The organism is Streptomyces sp. NPDC089919, assembly GCF_040684615.1.
In the GTDB taxonomy this organism is placed as follows: domain Bacteria; phylum Actinomycetota; class Actinomycetes; order Streptomycetales; family Streptomycetaceae; genus Streptomyces.
The window spans coordinates 1-15,358 of record NZ_JBFBGK010000036.1 but is presented as its reverse complement, the minus strand read 5'-3'; the positions used below and the strand labels follow the sequence as shown (position 1 = coordinate 15,358).

Sequence of the window (15,358 nt, the reverse complement as noted above, 5' to 3'; positions counted from 1 at the left end):
GAGGTGGGACGCGCGGCGCCGAGGGCGCACGCGCTGTTCGCTCTGTTTCTAGCCGCTCGGCCGACGGCTGAAGTGCGGGCATGGCCGCTCCTGTCCGCGTTCACTCGGGTGGCGGGAGGTGGGGGGCGGGTGCGCCGTGCTGTGTTACGCGGGGAGCCCTTCCCCGCCCTCGGGTGGTGCAATCCGGTCTTCAGGTCAACTACTCATACGTAATGGGAATGGCGGGAGTTCGGCGTGGCACCCTTCGTGGGGTGAAGCCCGGGCGCACAGCGCGGTGCGCCCGCTCGATCCGTACTTCCCCTGCGAAGGTGGACACGTGAAGGCAATCCGTCGATTCACCGTGCGCCCCGTCCTGCCGGAAACCCTCCAGCCGCTCCACGGCCTCGCGCGCAACCTGCGCTGGTCGTGGCACGCGGAGACCCGCGAACTCTTCCAATCCGTCGACCCCGAGGGCTGGCGTGCCGCGGGCGGGGACCCCGTCCGCCTGCTGGGCTCGGTCTCCGCGGGCCGGCTCGCCGAGCTGGCCCAGGACCGGCGCTTCCTGCGCCGGCTGACCGCCGCAGCCGCCGACCTCGACGACTACCTGCGCGGCGACCGCTGGTACCAGAGCCATGAACGCGCTCCGGAACTCCCGGCCGCCATCGCCTACTTCTCTCCCGAATTCGGCATCACCGCCGCCCTTCCCCAGTACTCCGGCGGTCTCGGCATCCTCGCCGGGGACCACCTCAAGGCTGCCAGTGACCTCGGCGCTCCGCTCGTCGGCGTCGGGCTGCTCTACCGGCACGGCTACTTCCGCCAGTCCCTGTCCCGCGACGGCTGGCAGCTCGAGCACTACCCCGTGCTCGATCCCGACGAGTTGCCCGTCTCCCTGCTGCGCGGTGCCGACGGGGAGCCCTGCCGGGTCACCCTCCAGCTGCCGGCCGGCCGCAGCCTGCACGCCAAGATCTGGCAGGCCCGGGTCGGCCGGGTGCCGCTGCTGCTGCTCGACTCCGACGTCGAGGACAACGACACCGCCGCCCGCGAGGTGACCGACCGGCTCTACGGCGGCGGCAGCGACCACCGCCTGCTCCAGGAGATGCTGCTGGGCATCGGCGGGGTGCGCGCGGTGCGCACGTACTGCGAGCTCACCGGCCACCCCGAGCCGGAGGTCTTCCACACCAACGAGGGCCACGCCGGCTTCCTCGGGCTCGAGCGCATAAGGGAACTCGCCGGGCAGGGGCTGGACTTCGGCCCCGCGCTGGAGGCGGTCCGGGCCGGCACCGTCTTCACCACCCACACGCCCGTGCCGGCCGGCATCGACCGCTTCGACCGGGCCCTGGTCGCCCGGCACTTCGGTGAGGGCGGCGAGCTGCCGGGCGTCCCGGTCGAGCGGATCCTCGAACTGGGCCAGGAGACCTACGAGGGCGGCGACCCCGGGATCTTCAACATGGCGGTGATGGGGCTGCGGCTGGCCCAGCGCGCCAACGGCGTCTCCACCCTCCACGGGGCGGTCAGCCGGGAGATGTTCGCCGGGCTGTGGCCCGGTTTCGACCCGGCCGACGTGCCGATCACCTCGGTGACCAACGGTGTGCACGCCCCGACCTGGGTGGCGCCCGAGGTGGTCCGGCTGGGCGCCCGGCAGATCGGGCCCGGCCGCACCGAGGACGCCCTGTCGGTGGGCGGCTCCGAGCGCTGGGACGCGGTGGCCGACATCCCCGACACGCAGATCTGGGACCTGCGGCGGGTGCTGCGCGAGCAGCTGGTGCAGGAGGTGCGGGAGCGGCTGCGGGCCTCCTGGCGGCAGCGCGGCGCGGCCTCGGCCGAACTGGGCTGGATCGACTCGGTGCTCGACCCGGACGTGCTCACCATCGGCTTCGCCCGCCGGGTGCCCTCGTACAAGCGGCTGACGCTGATGCTGCGCGATCCGGACCGGCTGCGCAGGCTGCTGCTGGACCCGGAGCGGCCGGTGCAGATCGTGGTCGCCGGCAAGGCGCACCCGGCCGACGACGGGGGCAAGCGGCTGGTGCAGGAGCTGGTGCGGTTCGCCGACGACCCGCGGGTGCGGCACCGGATCGTCTTCCTGCCGGACTACGGCATGGCGATGGCGCAGAAGCTCTACCCGGGCTGCGACGTCTGGCTCAACAACCCGCTGCGCCCGCTGGAGGCCTGCGGCACCAGCGGGATGAAGGCCGCGCTCAACGGCTGCCTCAACCTGTCGGTGCTGGACGGCTGGTGGGACGAGTGGTTCGAGCCGGACTTCGGCTGGGCCATCCCGACCGCGGACGGCTCCGGCACGGACGAGGACCGCCGGGACGACCTGGAGGCCGCGGCGCTCTACGAACTGGTCGAGCAGCGGGTCGCGCCCCGCTTCTACGACCGCAGCGGGGGCGCCGGGCTGCCGGTCCGGTGGATCGAGATGGTCCGCCGCACCCTGGTCTCGCTGGGGCCCAAGGTCCTGGCGGGGCGGATGGTGCGCGAGTACGTGGAGCGGCTGTACGAGCCGGCGGCCCGGGCGCACCGGGCGCTCGGCGCGGACGCGGCCCGGGAGCTGGCCGGCTGGAAGCAGCGGGTCCGGGCGGCCTGGCCCGGGGTGGCCGTGGACCACGTGGAGGCGCAGGCCGCCACGCCGGTGAACGGCACGGCCGAGCTGGGGTCCACGCTGACCCTGCGGGTCCGGGTGCGGCTGGGGGAGCTGGGTCCGGAGGACGTCGAGGCGCAGGCGGTGGCCGGCCGGGTGGACGCCTCGGACGTGATCGCGGACGCCCGGGTCTTCCCGCTGAAGCCGGCGGCCGGGGCGGACCTGGAGGGGCGGTGGGTGTACGAGGGCCCGCTGCCGCTGGACCGCACCGGTCCCTTCGGCTACACGGTCCGGATCCTGCCGGCCCATCCGCTGATGGCGGGTCCGGCCGAACTGGGCCTGGTGGCGGCCCCGGCCCAGGCCGCGGCCGCGGACGCGCCGCCGCCGCCGATGCGGTAGCGGCTGCGGCCGGGTGCGCCGTCCGGGCTCCGGCCCGGGCGGTGCGCCGCCCGGGTCAGGGCCCGGCCGGCGGGAGGTCGGACAGCCGGTCGTGCTCGACCAGCAGTCCGGCCCGCTTGAGGTTGCGCAGCACGGGGATCGTCTCGACCTGCTGGATCCCCTCCACCGCGCCGATCCGCTCGGTGAGGTACGTGTACAGGGCGTCGGTGTCCCGGCAGACGGCCACCGCCAGGACGTTCGACGCCCCGGTCATCGCGGCGGCGAAGGGCAGCTCCGGATGGCTGCCCAGGGCCGCCCCGACGGCCGCCAGCCGGGCCGGCGGGACCGTCAGCAGCAGGGTGGCGACGGTGTGGAAGCCCAGGATCCGCGGGACCACCTCCACGTCGAAGTAGAGGATGCCGCTCTCCCGCAGCCAGCGCAGCCGGCGCCGGGCGGTGGTCTCCGACAGTCCGGAGGCGGCGGCCAGTTCGGGGTAGCCGGCCCGGCCGTCGCGGCGCAGCAGCGCGAGCATGGCCCGCTCGGCCTCGTCGAGGACGTGCGGGGTGCGCGGGCCCGGGGGCTCGGGGGTGACCCGGGGCATCCCCTCCTGGAGGAGGGCGACCTGCACCGGCGCGAGGACGTCCAGCCCCAGCCAGCGGGCCGGGCCGCCGGAGAACTTCCGCAGGATGGTGTGGGCGCTGATGCCGGTGACCCGGCGGGTCCGGGGCAGCTTGTCGAGCAGCAGGGTGTCCCGCTCCTCCCGGGTCCGGGCCGCGGTGATGCAGTGGATCTCGGTGCCGCCCGAACCGAGCGTGACCCAGGCGGTGTCGGGCCGCCGGGCCAGCGCCTCGGCCACCGGGAGCGCGGCGTCCGGGGCGCACTGCACCCGCACCCAGGACTCGAAGAGGCCGACCCGCTGCCCGAGCGGCAGCCCGATCACCCGGACCAGGCCCTCGGCCCGCAGCCGCCGGTAGCGCCGCACGACGGTCTGGTCGGTGACCCCGAGCACCTCGGCGAGTCGGCTGAAGGGGGCCCGGCCGTCGACCATCAGGGCCTGGACCAGTGACTGGTCGAGGGCGTCCAGCAGGGGTGGGTTCATGGTTTCCAGCATCCCAGATCGCAGGGTGAGGGAAATCCGCCACAGTGGCCGGGCTGGATTCACGGCGGCGACCACGGCTGCGACCTTGGAGGTCTTCACACGAATCCGAGGAGAACCCATGCGCAAGTGGCTCCCGCTCACCGCGGTGTGCCTCGGGGCGTTCATGCTCTTGGTGGACGTCACCATCGTCACCGTCGCCCTGCCCGACATGGCGGTCGACATGCACACCGGCTTCGCGGGGCTCCAGTGGGTGATGGACATATACGCCCTCACCCTCGCCGCGCTCCTGCTGGCGGCCGGCGCCCTGGCCGACCGGGCCGGCCGGCGCCGCGTCTACCTGGCCGGGCTGGGGCTCTTCGCCCTGGCCTCGCTGGCCTGCGGGCTGGCCGACGGGCCCGGCGCCCTGATCGCCTTCCGGGCCGTGCAGGGGCTGGGGGCGGCCGCGATGTTCGCGACCACCATGGCGCTGCTCAACGGCGCGTATCAGGGCCGGGACCGGGGCGTCGCCTTCGGCGTCTGGGGCGCGGTCAACGGCGCCGCAGCCGCGGCCGGCCCGATCGTGGGCGGGCTGCTGACCGAGCACTTCGGCTGGCGGTGGATCTTCTTCGTCAACCTGCCGGTGTGCGCGCTGGCGGTGCTGGTCACGCTGAAGTCGGTCGGGGAGTCCCGGGACCCGCACGCCAAGGGGCTGGACCTGCCGGGCACCGTGACCTTCACGGCGGCCGCGGGCTGCGTCACGTACGCCCTGATCCGCGGCGGGGAGAACGGCTGGACCTCCGGGGCCACCCTCGGCTTCTTCGTGCTGGGCGCGGTGGCGCTGGTCTCCTTCCTGGTGGTGGAGCGGCGCAGTGCGCGGCCGATGCTGGACCTCGGGCTGTTCCGCAGCCGGGCCTTCGTCGGGATCATGACGGCGGCGCTGCTGATGTCGGCGGCGGCCTTCGCCTACTTCCTGTACGTCTCGATGTGGCTGCAGTCGGTGCTGGGCATGGGCCCGGTGGCGGCCGGGCTGGCGCTGGTCCCGATGAGCCTGGCGGCGTTCGTGGTCTCGGCGGTGGCCGGGCGCCATCTGCACCGGCTGCCGGCGCGGTACTCGGTGGGCGGCGGGATGCTGCTGATCGGGGCCGGGGCGCTGCTGCTGGCGCTGGTGTCGGCCGACTCCTCCTGGCCGGTGCTGGTACCGGGGCTGCTGGTGGCCGGCGCCGGGGTCGGCGCGGTCGGGCCCTCGCTCGCCGCGGCGGCGATGGACGCGGTGGCGCCGGCCCGGGCGGGCATGGCGGGCGGTGCGCTGAACACGGCGCGGCAGCTGGGGATGGCGCTGGGGATCGCGGTGCTGGGGGGTCTGTTCCATGCGGGCGTCCGCTCCGGACTGCCGTCGGCCGCCCGGGATCTGGCGGATCCCCTCACCTCTGGTCAGGCGGCCGCGGTGATCGGCCGGGCGCCGCGGCTTGAGGGGGTGGTGGAGGCGGCCTTCGCGTCCGGGCTGCGGGAGACGTTCGTGGTGGCCGGGGTGCTCGGGCTGGCCGGCGGCCTGCTGGCCCTCTGGCTGATGCGGCCGGCCGCCGCCGTGGCCCCGGCCCCGGCCGAGGCCCCCGCCGCGCTCTAGCCGCTGCGCGGAGCCAGTCCCCTCCCCGCCCCTTCCCGAAACCGGTGGGCGCTGCCCCCGGATCCCCCGCACCACCGCTGCGCGGCGGTCGCCTCAAACGCCGGCGAGGCTGGAAATCCAGCCCCGCCGGCGTTTGAGGCGCGGGGTCCGGGGCGGAGCCCCGGTTTCGGCCCGGCTACCGCTTCGGCGGCGCTGGCAGGGGGAAGTCCGCGGGGCGGACCGGCCCCGGGAGGCCGACGGCCGGGACGGGGCGGGCCGAAGGGGCGGACGGGAGGCCGGGCTGGGGGCCCGGCGGCGGGACGTGCTTGAAGGACATGCCCGGCGGGACCGGGACCGGGCGGGGGCCCGACCCCACCGCATCGAGGGCCGAGGCCCCGCCACAGCCCCCCGCCGGACGCCCCGTCCCCGAGACGTTCCCGCTGAAGCAGTTGTCGCCCGACCCGGCCAGGACCAGGTCGACGCCGTTGCCCGAGACCCGGTTGCCCCGCACCGTGTTGCCCCGCACGGGATAGCCCTGCACGTCCGTCAGCAGGAAGCCCGCCGCGCGGTTGCCGGTGACCAGGTTCCGCTCGAAGACGTTCCCGGTGCCGCCGCCCACCCCGACGCCGATCCCGAAGCCGCCCTCCGCCTGCTCCGGGCTCTGCGCGGTGTTGTTGTCGGTGATCGCGTTGCCCGCGAAGACCGCGTCGTGCTGCGGGGCCAGCGCCTCGATGTCGTTGGAGTTCACGGTGACCCCGACCCGGTTCTGCCGGATGGTGTTGCCCAGGAAGGACAGCCGCTCCGACGCGTTCGTCACCTCCAGCCCCACCGCGTTGTGCTCGAGCGTGTTGTGCCGCACCACCGTGGCGCAGGGCCGGCACTGGCCCACGTAGATACCCGAGTCGGCGTGCCCGGAGGCGTAGGAGTGCTCGATCACGCCGTCCCGGGCGTCGAAGGCGTAGACGCCGTAGAGGGCGTTGTCGTACGCGGTGACGTACGAGGCCCGGAACCCCCGCAGCGCGGGGAACTTGACCGTGTCCAGCGGCTCGTACTCCTGCCCGCCCGCGCCCCGGGACTGCAGCCGCTCGTCCGTCACGCCGGTGAACAGCACCCCGTTGGCCAGGTGGTTGCGGACCGTCAGGTTCTCCACGACGGACTCGGCGCCGGTGACGGTGACGCCGTTGGCCCGCCGGAACTCCCCGTCGATGACCGTGCGGTTCCGGTCCGCCCCGCGCAGGACGACCCGGGCGGTCCGTACCGTCACGCTCTCCCGGTAAACACCCGGTTGGACCAGCACCAGGTCACCCGGGCGGGTGAGGTCGACGGCCCGCTGGATGGACGGGGCGTCCTGCGGGACGCGGATCACGGCGTGGCCCTCGGGCCCGGGCAGCGGCCGGGTGGGTCCGTCGGTCCCGCAGGCCGTGGCCGCTGCGAGCAGGGCGGCCGTCAGGAGGAGGAGGGCCCGGCGGGCCCGGCCCGGGCGGTGGCCGGAGCGGGCCGCGCCGCGCTCTCGTGGGTCTCGTGAGGTGTGCACGGGAAGAAGCTGTACCGCCTCCCGCGCCGGTCACCGCACCCACGGCCGCGGCTGCGCTCAGGAGCCCAGCGCGCCCACCGGCCGGACCCGGCCGGCCGCGGTGAAGCCCCAGTCGAGCAGGGTCCGGGTCTCCTCGTAGACCGCGTTCGGGACCCCGGAGCGCGGGTCGAGCAGGCTGACCACCAGCGTCCGGCCGTCCCGGCGGGCCGCGGCGACCAGGGTGTTCCCGGCCCGGCTGGTGTAGCCGTTCTTCACCCCGATCAGCCCGGGGTAGCGGCGCACCCCGTCCCGGCCGGTGAGCAGCCGGTTGGTGTTGTGGATCAGCGGGCCGCCCGCCGGGAAGCGGGCCGCGGCGGTGCCGGCGTACCCGGCGAACTCGGGGTTGTGCAGCCCGTGCACGGCGAAGAGCGCCAGGTCGTGGGCGGAGGAGGCCTGCCCGGCGGCGTCGTAGCCGTCGGGGGAGACCACGGTCGTGTCCCGGCCGCCGAGCGCGCCGGCCAGCGCCGTCATGTCCTCGGCGGTCCGCTCCCAGCCGCCGTTCAGCTCGGCCAGGACGTGCGCGGCGTCGTTCCCCGAGCGCAGGAACAGGCCGTTCCACAGGTCGGAGAGCCGGTACTCGCCGCCTTCTTCGAGGCCCACCACGCTGCTGCCCTCGCCGACCCCTGCCAGCTCGGACTCGGTCACCACGTGGGTGCGGTCCCCGTCGAACTTCGGCAGCAGGGTGAGGGCCAGCAGGATCTTGAGCGTGCTGGCGGGCGGCAGCCGGCGGTGGGCGTCGTGGGCGGCCAGCACCTCACCGGTGTCGGCGTCGGCGACCAGCCAGGCCCGGGCCGAGACCGGTGGCGGGGCGGGGGCCCCGGACCTCGGTTCGGCCTGTACGGCCGCGGGACCGGGGAGGAGGGCGAGCACGGCGAGGACCAGGGCCAGGGAGAACCGCCTGACCGGGAGCGCTACGGGCATGCGGTCAGGCTAGGGAGCGGCTGCCGCGGCCCGGCGCGCCCGCGCCGCCCGGCCCCCCGACCGGGGTGGCACCGCCCGCATCCGGAGCAACCGCGACGCCGGCCGGCGGCACCCGGCCGGCGGGCACGCCTGCGGGGCGGGAGCCGGCCGGCTCCCGCCCCGCAGGCGGTCGTGCCACTCGTCCTACGGGGTGGTCTTGCCCACCTCCAGGTCCGCCGTCGGGTCCTTCACCTTCCCTCCGGGCGGGCCGGCCGCGGCGCTGGTGTTGTTGGCCGGCTTGGGGTCACCCGTCAGGGCGGAGACGGTGGCCGTGTTGCGGATGTCGGAGCCGTCGCCGCGGTAGTCCGGGTCCAGCTTGACGCGGATCACCCAGGTCACCGAGGCGTTGGGGGCGAGCTTGGGCAGCGGGCCGCAGGTCACGGTGCGGCCGGCGGTGCACCCCGGGTCGCCCGAGACGAACTGCAGCGCGGTGGGGAGGGTGTCGCTGACGGACACCTGCTCGGCCTGGGAGGGGCCGTTGTTGGTGACGGTCAGGGCGTAGTCGAAGGACTCGCCCGGGGCCACCGGTGCCGTCTGGACCGGCCGCTTGGTGATGGCGAGGTCGGCGGCGGGCTCGGCGACGTGACCGCCGGGGACGTCGGCGGTGTTGGAGTCGTTCTCGCTCGCCGGGTCGATGTTGTCCGCCGTCACGCGGGCGGTGTTCTTGAGGTCGCTGCCGTCGCCGGCGTAGCCGGGGTCGACCCGCACGGTCAGCCGGTATTCCACCGTCTCGCCGACCTTGAGCGGGGTGGCCCGCCGGCAGGAGACGATCCGGCCGGACACCTCGCAGCCGGCCGGCGAGGAGCTGACGTAGGTCAGGCCCTCCGGCAGGGAGTCGGTGAGCTTGACGTTGTAGGCGTCCGCGGAGGGGCCGTTGTTGGTGACCCGGATGCGGTAGTCGAAGGTCTCGCCGGGCACCGGCGCCTTGCCGCCCAGCGCCTCCTTGGTCACCGCCAGGTCGGCGGTGGGCTTGTTGACCTTGCTGCCGGGCAGGCCGGCGGGGCTGCTGGTGTTGTTGGCCGGCTTGGGGTCCTTGGTCGTGGAGGTGGCGGTCGCGGTGTTGCGGATGTCCGAGCCGTCACCGGTGTAGTTGCTGTCCAGCCGGACCGTGAAGCGCCAGCTCTTGGAGCCGTTGGGGTCCAGGACGGCCACCGGGCCGCAGGTGACGGTGCCGTCGGTGTCCGTGCAGCCGTCGGCGGAGGAGACGAAGGTCAGCTGCGCGGGCAGCTTGTCGGTCACCGAGGTGCCCAGGGCCCGGGACGGGCCGTCGTTGGTGGCGGTGACCACGTAGTCGAAGGTCTGTCCGGGCGCGATCGGCGTGTCCGTGGCGGGCCGCTTGGCCGTCCACACGTCCGCCTGCGGCTCGGTGACCCCGCCCGGCGGCAGGACCGGCTTCGAGGTGTTGTCGGCGGGCTCCGGGTCCTTCGAGGCGGAGCTGGAGGTCGCCGTGTTGTGCAGGTCGCCGTCGCCGGTGCGGTAGGCCGGGTCGAGCTTCACCTTGAACGTCCAGACCACCTCGCCGCCCGGCACCAGCCGGGCCAGCGGGCCGCAGGTGACCTTCTGCCCCGAGACGGTGCAGGGGTCGGCCGAGGAGACGAAGGTCAGCCCGGCGGGCAGGGTGTCGGTCACCGTGACGTTGCGGGCGTCCGAGGGACCCTTGTTGGAGGTGCGGATCTCGTACTCGAACTCCTGCCCGGGCACGGTCGGTCCGGGGCCCAGCGGTGTCTTCACCGTGGCCAGGTCCGACACCGGGTCGAAGGGCCCCGGCGGGATGACCGGGCCGGGCGAGTTGTTGTCGGGCGTGGGGTCGGTGGCGTCCGAGGTCCCGGTCGCGCTGTTGCCCAGGTCGGAGCCGTCGCCCTGGTACGAGGCGCTGAGCCGGGCCTGGAAGGTCCAGCTCTTGCTCTGCCCGACGCTCAGCTCGGGCTCGGGGCCGCAGGTGACGGTCTGCGCCGTGGCGGTGCAGCCGTCGGCGGAGCCCACGAAGGTGATGCCGGCGGGCAGGTGGTCCTTGGCCGTCACGTTCCGCGCCACGGACGGGCCGTGGTTGGTGGCGGTGAGGGTGTACGTGATGATCTCGCCGGGCGCCCGGACGGTGCGGGCGGTGACCTCGATCTGCTCACCGGTCCGGGCCGGGGCGGCGGGGGCCCGCCCGGTCACGGCCGCGGTCCGGCCGGCCGCCGCCGTGGCGGCCACGGCGGCCGGGGCGGTGCACAGGGGTGCCGCGCAGAGCAGCGCGGCCAGGGCCCACGCTGCGGGCCGCCGGCCTGGGGTGGTCGTCATCGCATCGTTTCCGTTCGTGCGCAGTCGCCGTACAGGGGGAGTACGGAAGTCTTTGAGGAGGGGGCCGCGGGGTCAGCCCTTGACGGCCTTCTTGGTGAGTTCCAGATCGGCGGTGGGCGCCCGGACGGCGCCGCCGGGCGGGCCGGCCGTGGCGCTGTTGTTGCCGGCCACCGGGTCGGGCGTGGTCGCCCGGACCGTCGCGGTGTTGAGGAGGGTGGTGCCGTCGCCGACGTAGCCGGGGTCGATCCGGACGGTGAAGAACCACGTCACGCTCTTGCCCGGGTCCAGGGTCGCCGCCGGGCCGCAGGTCAGGTTCCGGCCGTCGGCCGTGCATCCGGTGACCGGCGGGACGAGCGTGAGGGCGGTGGGCAGCGGGTCGGTGACCGTCACCCCGCGGGCCACCGAGGGTCCGGCGTTGCTCACCGACAGCCGGTACAGGAACGTCTCGCCGGGGGCGATCCGGGGTCGCGTGGTGGGTTGCTTGATGAGGGCGAGGTCGGCCCGGGGGACCGGCGCGCCGCCCGGCGGACCGGCCGCCGTACCCGAGTCGTTCGAGGCCACCGGGTCGGGCACGCCGTGCCTGACGGTGGCGGTGTTGGCCAGGTCCGTGCCGTCGCCGGTGTACGCCGGGTCCAGGACCACCTTGACCGTCCAGGAGGTCTTCGCCCCGGCGGCCAGGGTGGCGCGTACCGGGCAGCTGAGGCGGCGGCCGTCCGCGGTGCAGCCGTCCGGCGAGGAGACGAAGGACAGCGGGGCGGGCAGGGTGTCGGAGACGGTGACGTCCGTGGTGTCCGAAGGCCCGAGGTCGGAGGCGGTGATCCGGTAGTCGAAGCTCTCCCCGGGCGCGATCGGCCCGGCGCCCAGGGCCTCCTTGAGGACGCTCACGTCGGCCCGGGCGGTGACCGTCGTGGCCGGCGAGGTGGCGGTGTTGTCCGCGGGGTTGGTGTCGGAGCGGTCGGCCGGGGCGGTCACGGTCGCGGTGTTCCTCAGCGTTGCCGGCTGGGCGGGAGCGGTGCCCTTGACGGTGTAGGTGACCGTGCCGCCGCGTTTCAGGTCCGCCGTGGTGTTGAGGACGCTTCCGCTGCCGGAGGCCTTGCCGCAGGCGCTGCCGGTGTCGGCCTTGCAGGTCCAGCTCACGTCCGTGAGGTCCGGGACGGTGTCCTTGACCAGTGCTCCGGACACGTCGTTGGCCGCGCTGTTGGAGACGGTCACCGTGTAGGTGACGGGGCCGCCACCGGCCGCGACCGTGGTGACGTCCACCGACTTCCGCACCGTCAGGTCCACCGGCACGTTGATCTTCAGCTCGTCGATCTCGTGGGTGTTGGTGGCCGCCCCGGTCCCCGCCGAGAAACCGATCTTGAGGGTGGCGGGGAGGGCGGGCTGGTTGGCGATGGTGGTCACGTCGAAGTCGGTGATCAGCTGGGTCATGTCGGTTCCGGGCCCGCTGTTGGACCACACCGACAGCAGCATCTTCTTGCCGCTGGGCAGCAGGGAGACACGGATGGTGCGCTTCTTGTCCCGGGTGCCGGTCTCCACCGTCTTGCCGGGCGGCGTCGCGGCGGTGCCGAACCGGTAGCCGGTGGAGAGGTTTCCGCCGCCGCGCACGACGATCTTGTTGGGGTCGGTGCCCGGCCCGCCGTTGCCCACGCCGGACGAGGAGAAGTTCCCGAACTCGTCCAGCCCGATGCCGAGGTACCCGCCGGGGACGCCCGCCTTCCCCGTGCAGACGGAGCCGGACATGGAACAGGCGTAGCCGAGCGCGCCGCCGAACCCGCCGGCGCCATCCGCCGCCGCTCCGTCGGTGAGGTAGAAGGCCAGCCCGTCCCCGCGCTTGCCGTCGTACGCGGTGCCGCCGTAGGTGGCGTACGTGAACTCGGCGACGAAGCCGAGGTCGGAGGAGAACGAGTCCTTCATCTTCCAGGTGCCCGCCTGGCTGGCGCTGGCCGAGGTGAGCCGGAGCCAGCCGGCGTCCGGGTACGCGGCGGTGCCCGAGGCGGTGCCCGAGTTGGTGGCGCTGTCGAAGGGCTCGGACACCGGGAAGGCCACGGCCGCCCGGGGCCGCGCGGGCTCCGCACCGGCCGCCGCGGGCAGCGCGGGCAGGGCCAGCCCGGCCGCGCACAGCAGGGCGACGGCCGCCCGGCGCAGCCGTCCGCGGCCCGCGCCCCTCACGCGCTCCCCCCGGTCCGCCGGGTCCGGCGGGCGGCGGCCGTCCGCAGCCCGGCGCCCGCCGCGACCAGCGCGCCGGCCGCCCACATCAGCCAGCCCGGCAGCCGGGCGCCGGAGTCCGCCAGGTCACCGCGGTCGTGGTGGTCGCCCTCGTGGTGGCCGTGCTGCCCGCCGTCCCCGTTCCCGCCGCTGCCGTGGTCGCCCTCGTGGCCGCCGTGGCCCTCGGAACCCTCGCGCAGGCAGAGCGGCTTGCCGCCGGGGGCGGTGGTACCGGGCCGGTTGGCGTTGTCCGACGGGTCCGGGTCGCGGCTGTCCGAGGTGACCCGCGCGATGTTGTCCACCGGGGTGCAGCGGTGCTGGGGCGTGGCGGACCGCTCCCGGCCCGCCGCCCGGACGGTGATCCGGTACTCGGCCCGGGCGCCCGCGGCCAGCCGGTCCCGCTGCGGGCACACCACCCGCCGCCGGTCCGCGCCCTCGGCCGTGCAGCCGTCGGGGGAGGAGAGGAACACCAGCTGCTCCGGCAGCCGGTCGGTGACCTCGACGCCGCGGGCGGCGGCCGGGCCGTGGTTGACCACGGTGACGCGGTAGGTGAACCGCTCGCCGCGCTCGACCGTGCTCCGGCCGTGGTCCAGCAGCGCGGTCTTGGCGAGCGCGAGGTCCGCCGTGCCGGTGTCCGGCGGGACCTTCAGCCCGGTCAGCGAGGTCTTGTTGTTGTCCGGCACCGGGTCGGCCGTACCGGAGCCGACCTCGGCCTCGTTGACGACGTCCGAGCCGTCGCCCGCGTACCCGTCCGCCAGCCGCACGGTGATGACCCAGGTGCGGGTGGCGCCCACGGCCAGCACGGGCAGCGGGCCGCAGCGCACGGTCCGGCCGGCGGCGGTGCAGCCGTCCGCGGAGGAGACGAACTCCAGCTGGGCCGGCAGCCGGTCGGTGACCACGACCTCCCGGGCCGTGGAGGGGCCGTGGTTGGTGGCCGTCAGGAGGTAGTCGAAGGTCTCCGCCACGGCCTGGACCGCCTGCTCCGCGGGCTCGGCGGGCTCCTCGGCGGCGGCCGGCCGCCGCACGGCGGCCGTGACCGTCAGGTCCGCCGACCGGCCCGCCCGCTGCGGGTCGTCGGCGTCCGGGCTGCCGGAGCCCGCCGGCGACGCCGGGCCGCCGCCGGTGCTCCCGGACGGTACGGGCGTCCCGGACGCGGACTCCGGGGCGGCCGGGGAGACCCCGGTGGTGGCCGGTCCCGACACGGACGGGCCGGTGTCGGGGCCGGGGGCCGCCGCGGCCGGCGGCGGACCGGCCAGCAGCAGGCAGGCCGCCGCCCCCGCACACACCGTCAGGACACCCCGCCGGGGCCCCCGGGCCGCCGGACCGTAGGAGACGCTTCGCATCGCTCACCCTTCACATGGCGCACGGGCAGGGCCCTCGCCAGGCGGAACCCACGCGGGCATCTCTTCACACTTATTGGCCTCGGTGATCATCGCGCCGCGCCGCCTTGCCGCCTGCGGGTGACCACATTCCTTCCGTCGGCCCTGTGACGGACCGGTTCCGGCCCGCGCCCTGCGAAGACCGGGTGGCGGTACCAGACGGGATGTCAGACTGGCGGCGACGGACGGCCGGACGCGGATCCGGCGGACCGGGAGCCGAGCCCAGGAGGCAGCCACCGTGACCATCGGAGCGGACGGGCCGGTCCCGGCCATGCGGCCCGCGGTGCAGGAGACCTACGGTCCCGCCGACCTCAGCGCGGAACCGGGCTTCGCGGGCGGGTTCATCAACTTCGGCTACTGGCGGGGCATCGAACTGGGCCTGCCGCTGGGCGAGCCGGAGCGGGTGCGCAGCCAGCAGGAGATGTACCGGAGGGTCCTGGCGGCCGCGGGGCCGCTCGGGGAACGGCGGGTGGTGGAGGTCGGGTGCGGGCTCGGGATGGGCTGCGCGCTGGCCCTGGACGAGTACCGGCCCGCCGCGGTCACCGGCATGGACATCCACCCGGACCAGCTCGCCCGGGCCCGCGCCGCCCACGGCGACCGGCTGGCGGCCGCGCCGGACCGGCTGCGGTTCGTGCGGGGGGCGGCGGAGCGGATGCCCTTCGGTGACGGCGAGTTCGACGCGGTGGTGAGCGTGGAGGCGGCCCAGCACTTCCCCGACCTGGCGGCCTTCGCGGCCGAGGCGGCCCGGGTGCTGGCCCCCGGCGGGCGGCTGGCGCTGGCCAGCTTCTTCGCCGACCCGGCCGAAGGGCGGGCGGCGGAGCTGGCGGCGCTGCTGCCGAGTTTCGCCGACGGCCTGGACATCGCCCGGCCGGTGGCCGCGCTGACTGCTCCGCTGGCCGTGGCGGGCCTGACGGACATCCGGGTGGAGCCGATCGGCGCGGACGTCTGGCCGGGCCTGGACGCGTGGCTCTCCCGCCTGCTGCCCCCCGGCGCGTGGCCGCGCAACTTCCTCCCCGCCTACCGCCGAGGCCTCCTCGACTACCACGTCATCACAGCCCGCCACCCTTAGCCTCCGGCGCCCCCTCGCCCTGTACTTGGCCCTGGCCTGCCGCCTGGCGGTGGCTGGCCGTCTGCCGTGCGGCGGGGCATACCCAGCCTCGCCGGCGTTTGAGGCGACCGTCGCGGAGCGGCGGTGCGGGGTTCGGGGCGGAGCCCCGCTGTCCCCCTTACCCAGCCTCGCCGGCGTTTGAGGCGCGGGGGCTCCGGGGGCGGCGCCCGCCGGTTTCGGGAAGGGGCGGGGTGGGGTCTGGCTCCGCGCAGCGGCCGGGCGCGGGCCCGGATG

9 protein-coding genes are annotated in these 15,358 nt (G+C 75.3%); 3 read left to right on the top strand and 6 right to left on the bottom strand.

Annotated features, from left to right (window positions below):
- The first annotated feature begins 316 nt into the window (after positions 1-316).
- Positions 317-2,956 carry an alpha-glucan family phosphorylase gene (gene glgP / locus AB0O40_RS16940; protein WP_365041429.1) on the top strand — a complete coding sequence of 880 codons (2,640 nt, stop codon included), beginning with the start codon at positions 317-319 and terminating at the stop codon, positions 2,954-2,956.
- A gap of 55 nt (positions 2,957-3,011) precedes the next feature.
- Here the strand turns inward: glgP and AB0O40_RS16935 are convergent, their stop codons facing one another.
- Positions 3,012-4,034 carry an Lrp/AsnC family transcriptional regulator gene (locus AB0O40_RS16935; RefSeq protein WP_365041426.1) on the bottom strand — a complete coding sequence of 341 codons (1,023 nt, stop codon included), beginning with the start codon at positions 4,032-4,034 and terminating at the stop codon, positions 3,012-3,014.
- A 118-nt stretch (positions 4,035-4,152) separates the two neighbouring features.
- Between AB0O40_RS16935 and AB0O40_RS16930 the strand changes: the two genes are divergently transcribed.
- A complete protein-coding gene (locus AB0O40_RS16930) occupies positions 4,153-5,637 on the top strand; it encodes a DHA2 family efflux MFS transporter permease subunit (RefSeq protein WP_365041423.1) in 1,485 nt (494 codons plus the stop codon).
- Between the two features lie 175 nt (positions 5,638-5,812).
- Here AB0O40_RS16930 and AB0O40_RS16925 read toward each other — a convergent pair whose 3' ends face one another.
- The 5 genes from AB0O40_RS16925 to AB0O40_RS16905 all read right to left on the bottom strand — a co-directional run bounded on the left by AB0O40_RS16925 (position 5,813) and on the right by AB0O40_RS16905 (position 13,980).
- A complete protein-coding gene (locus AB0O40_RS16925; protein WP_365041421.1) occupies positions 5,813-7,150 on the bottom strand; it encodes a right-handed parallel beta-helix repeat-containing protein in 1,338 nt (445 codons plus the stop codon).
- 57 nt (positions 7,151-7,207) lie between these two features.
- Entirely contained in the window at positions 7,208-8,110 is a 903-nt protein-coding gene (locus AB0O40_RS16920; RefSeq protein ID WP_365041418.1) for a serine hydrolase, read from the bottom strand.
- Between the two features lie 183 nt (positions 8,111-8,293).
- Positions 8,294-10,432: a DUF11 domain-containing protein gene (locus AB0O40_RS16915; protein WP_365041415.1), complete on the bottom strand. Its 2,139-nt coding sequence runs from the start codon at positions 10,430-10,432 to the stop codon at positions 8,294-8,296.
- A gap of 72 nt (positions 10,433-10,504) precedes the next feature.
- On the bottom strand, positions 10,505-12,601 hold the full coding sequence (locus tag AB0O40_RS16910; protein WP_365041413.1) for a hypothetical protein: 2,097 nt from the start codon (positions 12,599-12,601) through the stop codon (positions 10,505-10,507).
- A complete protein-coding gene (locus AB0O40_RS16905; RefSeq protein WP_365041410.1) occupies positions 12,598-13,980 on the bottom strand; it encodes a DUF11 domain-containing protein in 1,383 nt (460 codons plus the stop codon). Before AB0O40_RS16905 ends, AB0O40_RS16910 begins: the two co-directional genes overlap by 4 nt.
- Positions 13,981-14,254: 274 nt before the next feature.
- On the opposite strand from AB0O40_RS16905, the gene AB0O40_RS16900 reads away from it, so the two are divergent.
- A complete protein-coding gene (locus AB0O40_RS16900; RefSeq protein WP_365041406.1) occupies positions 14,255-15,085 on the top strand; it encodes a methyltransferase domain-containing protein in 831 nt (276 codons plus the stop codon).
- The last annotated feature ends 273 nt before the right edge of the window (positions 15,086-15,358 follow it).

Bases quoted from the DNA above. Each gene is read 5' to 3' on its own strand.
- AB0O40_RS16930 (WP_365041423.1), top strand. From the start codon at position 4,153: ATGCGCAAGTGGCTCCCGCTCACCGCGGTGTGCCTCGGGGCGTTCATG.
- AB0O40_RS16905 (WP_365041410.1), bottom strand. From the start codon at position 13,980: ATGCGAAGCGTCTCCTACGGTCCGGCGGCCCGGGGGCCCCGGCGGGGT.
- AB0O40_RS16920 (WP_365041418.1), bottom strand. From the start codon at position 8,110: ATGCCCGTAGCGCTCCCGGTCAGGCGGTTCTCCCTGGCCCTGGTCCTC.
- AB0O40_RS16915 (WP_365041415.1), bottom strand. From the start codon at position 10,432: ATGACGACCACCCCAGGCCGGCGGCCCGCAGCGTGGGCCCTGGCCGCG.
- AB0O40_RS16935 (WP_365041426.1), bottom strand. From the start codon at position 4,034: ATGAACCCACCCCTGCTGGACGCCCTCGACCAGTCACTGGTCCAGGCC.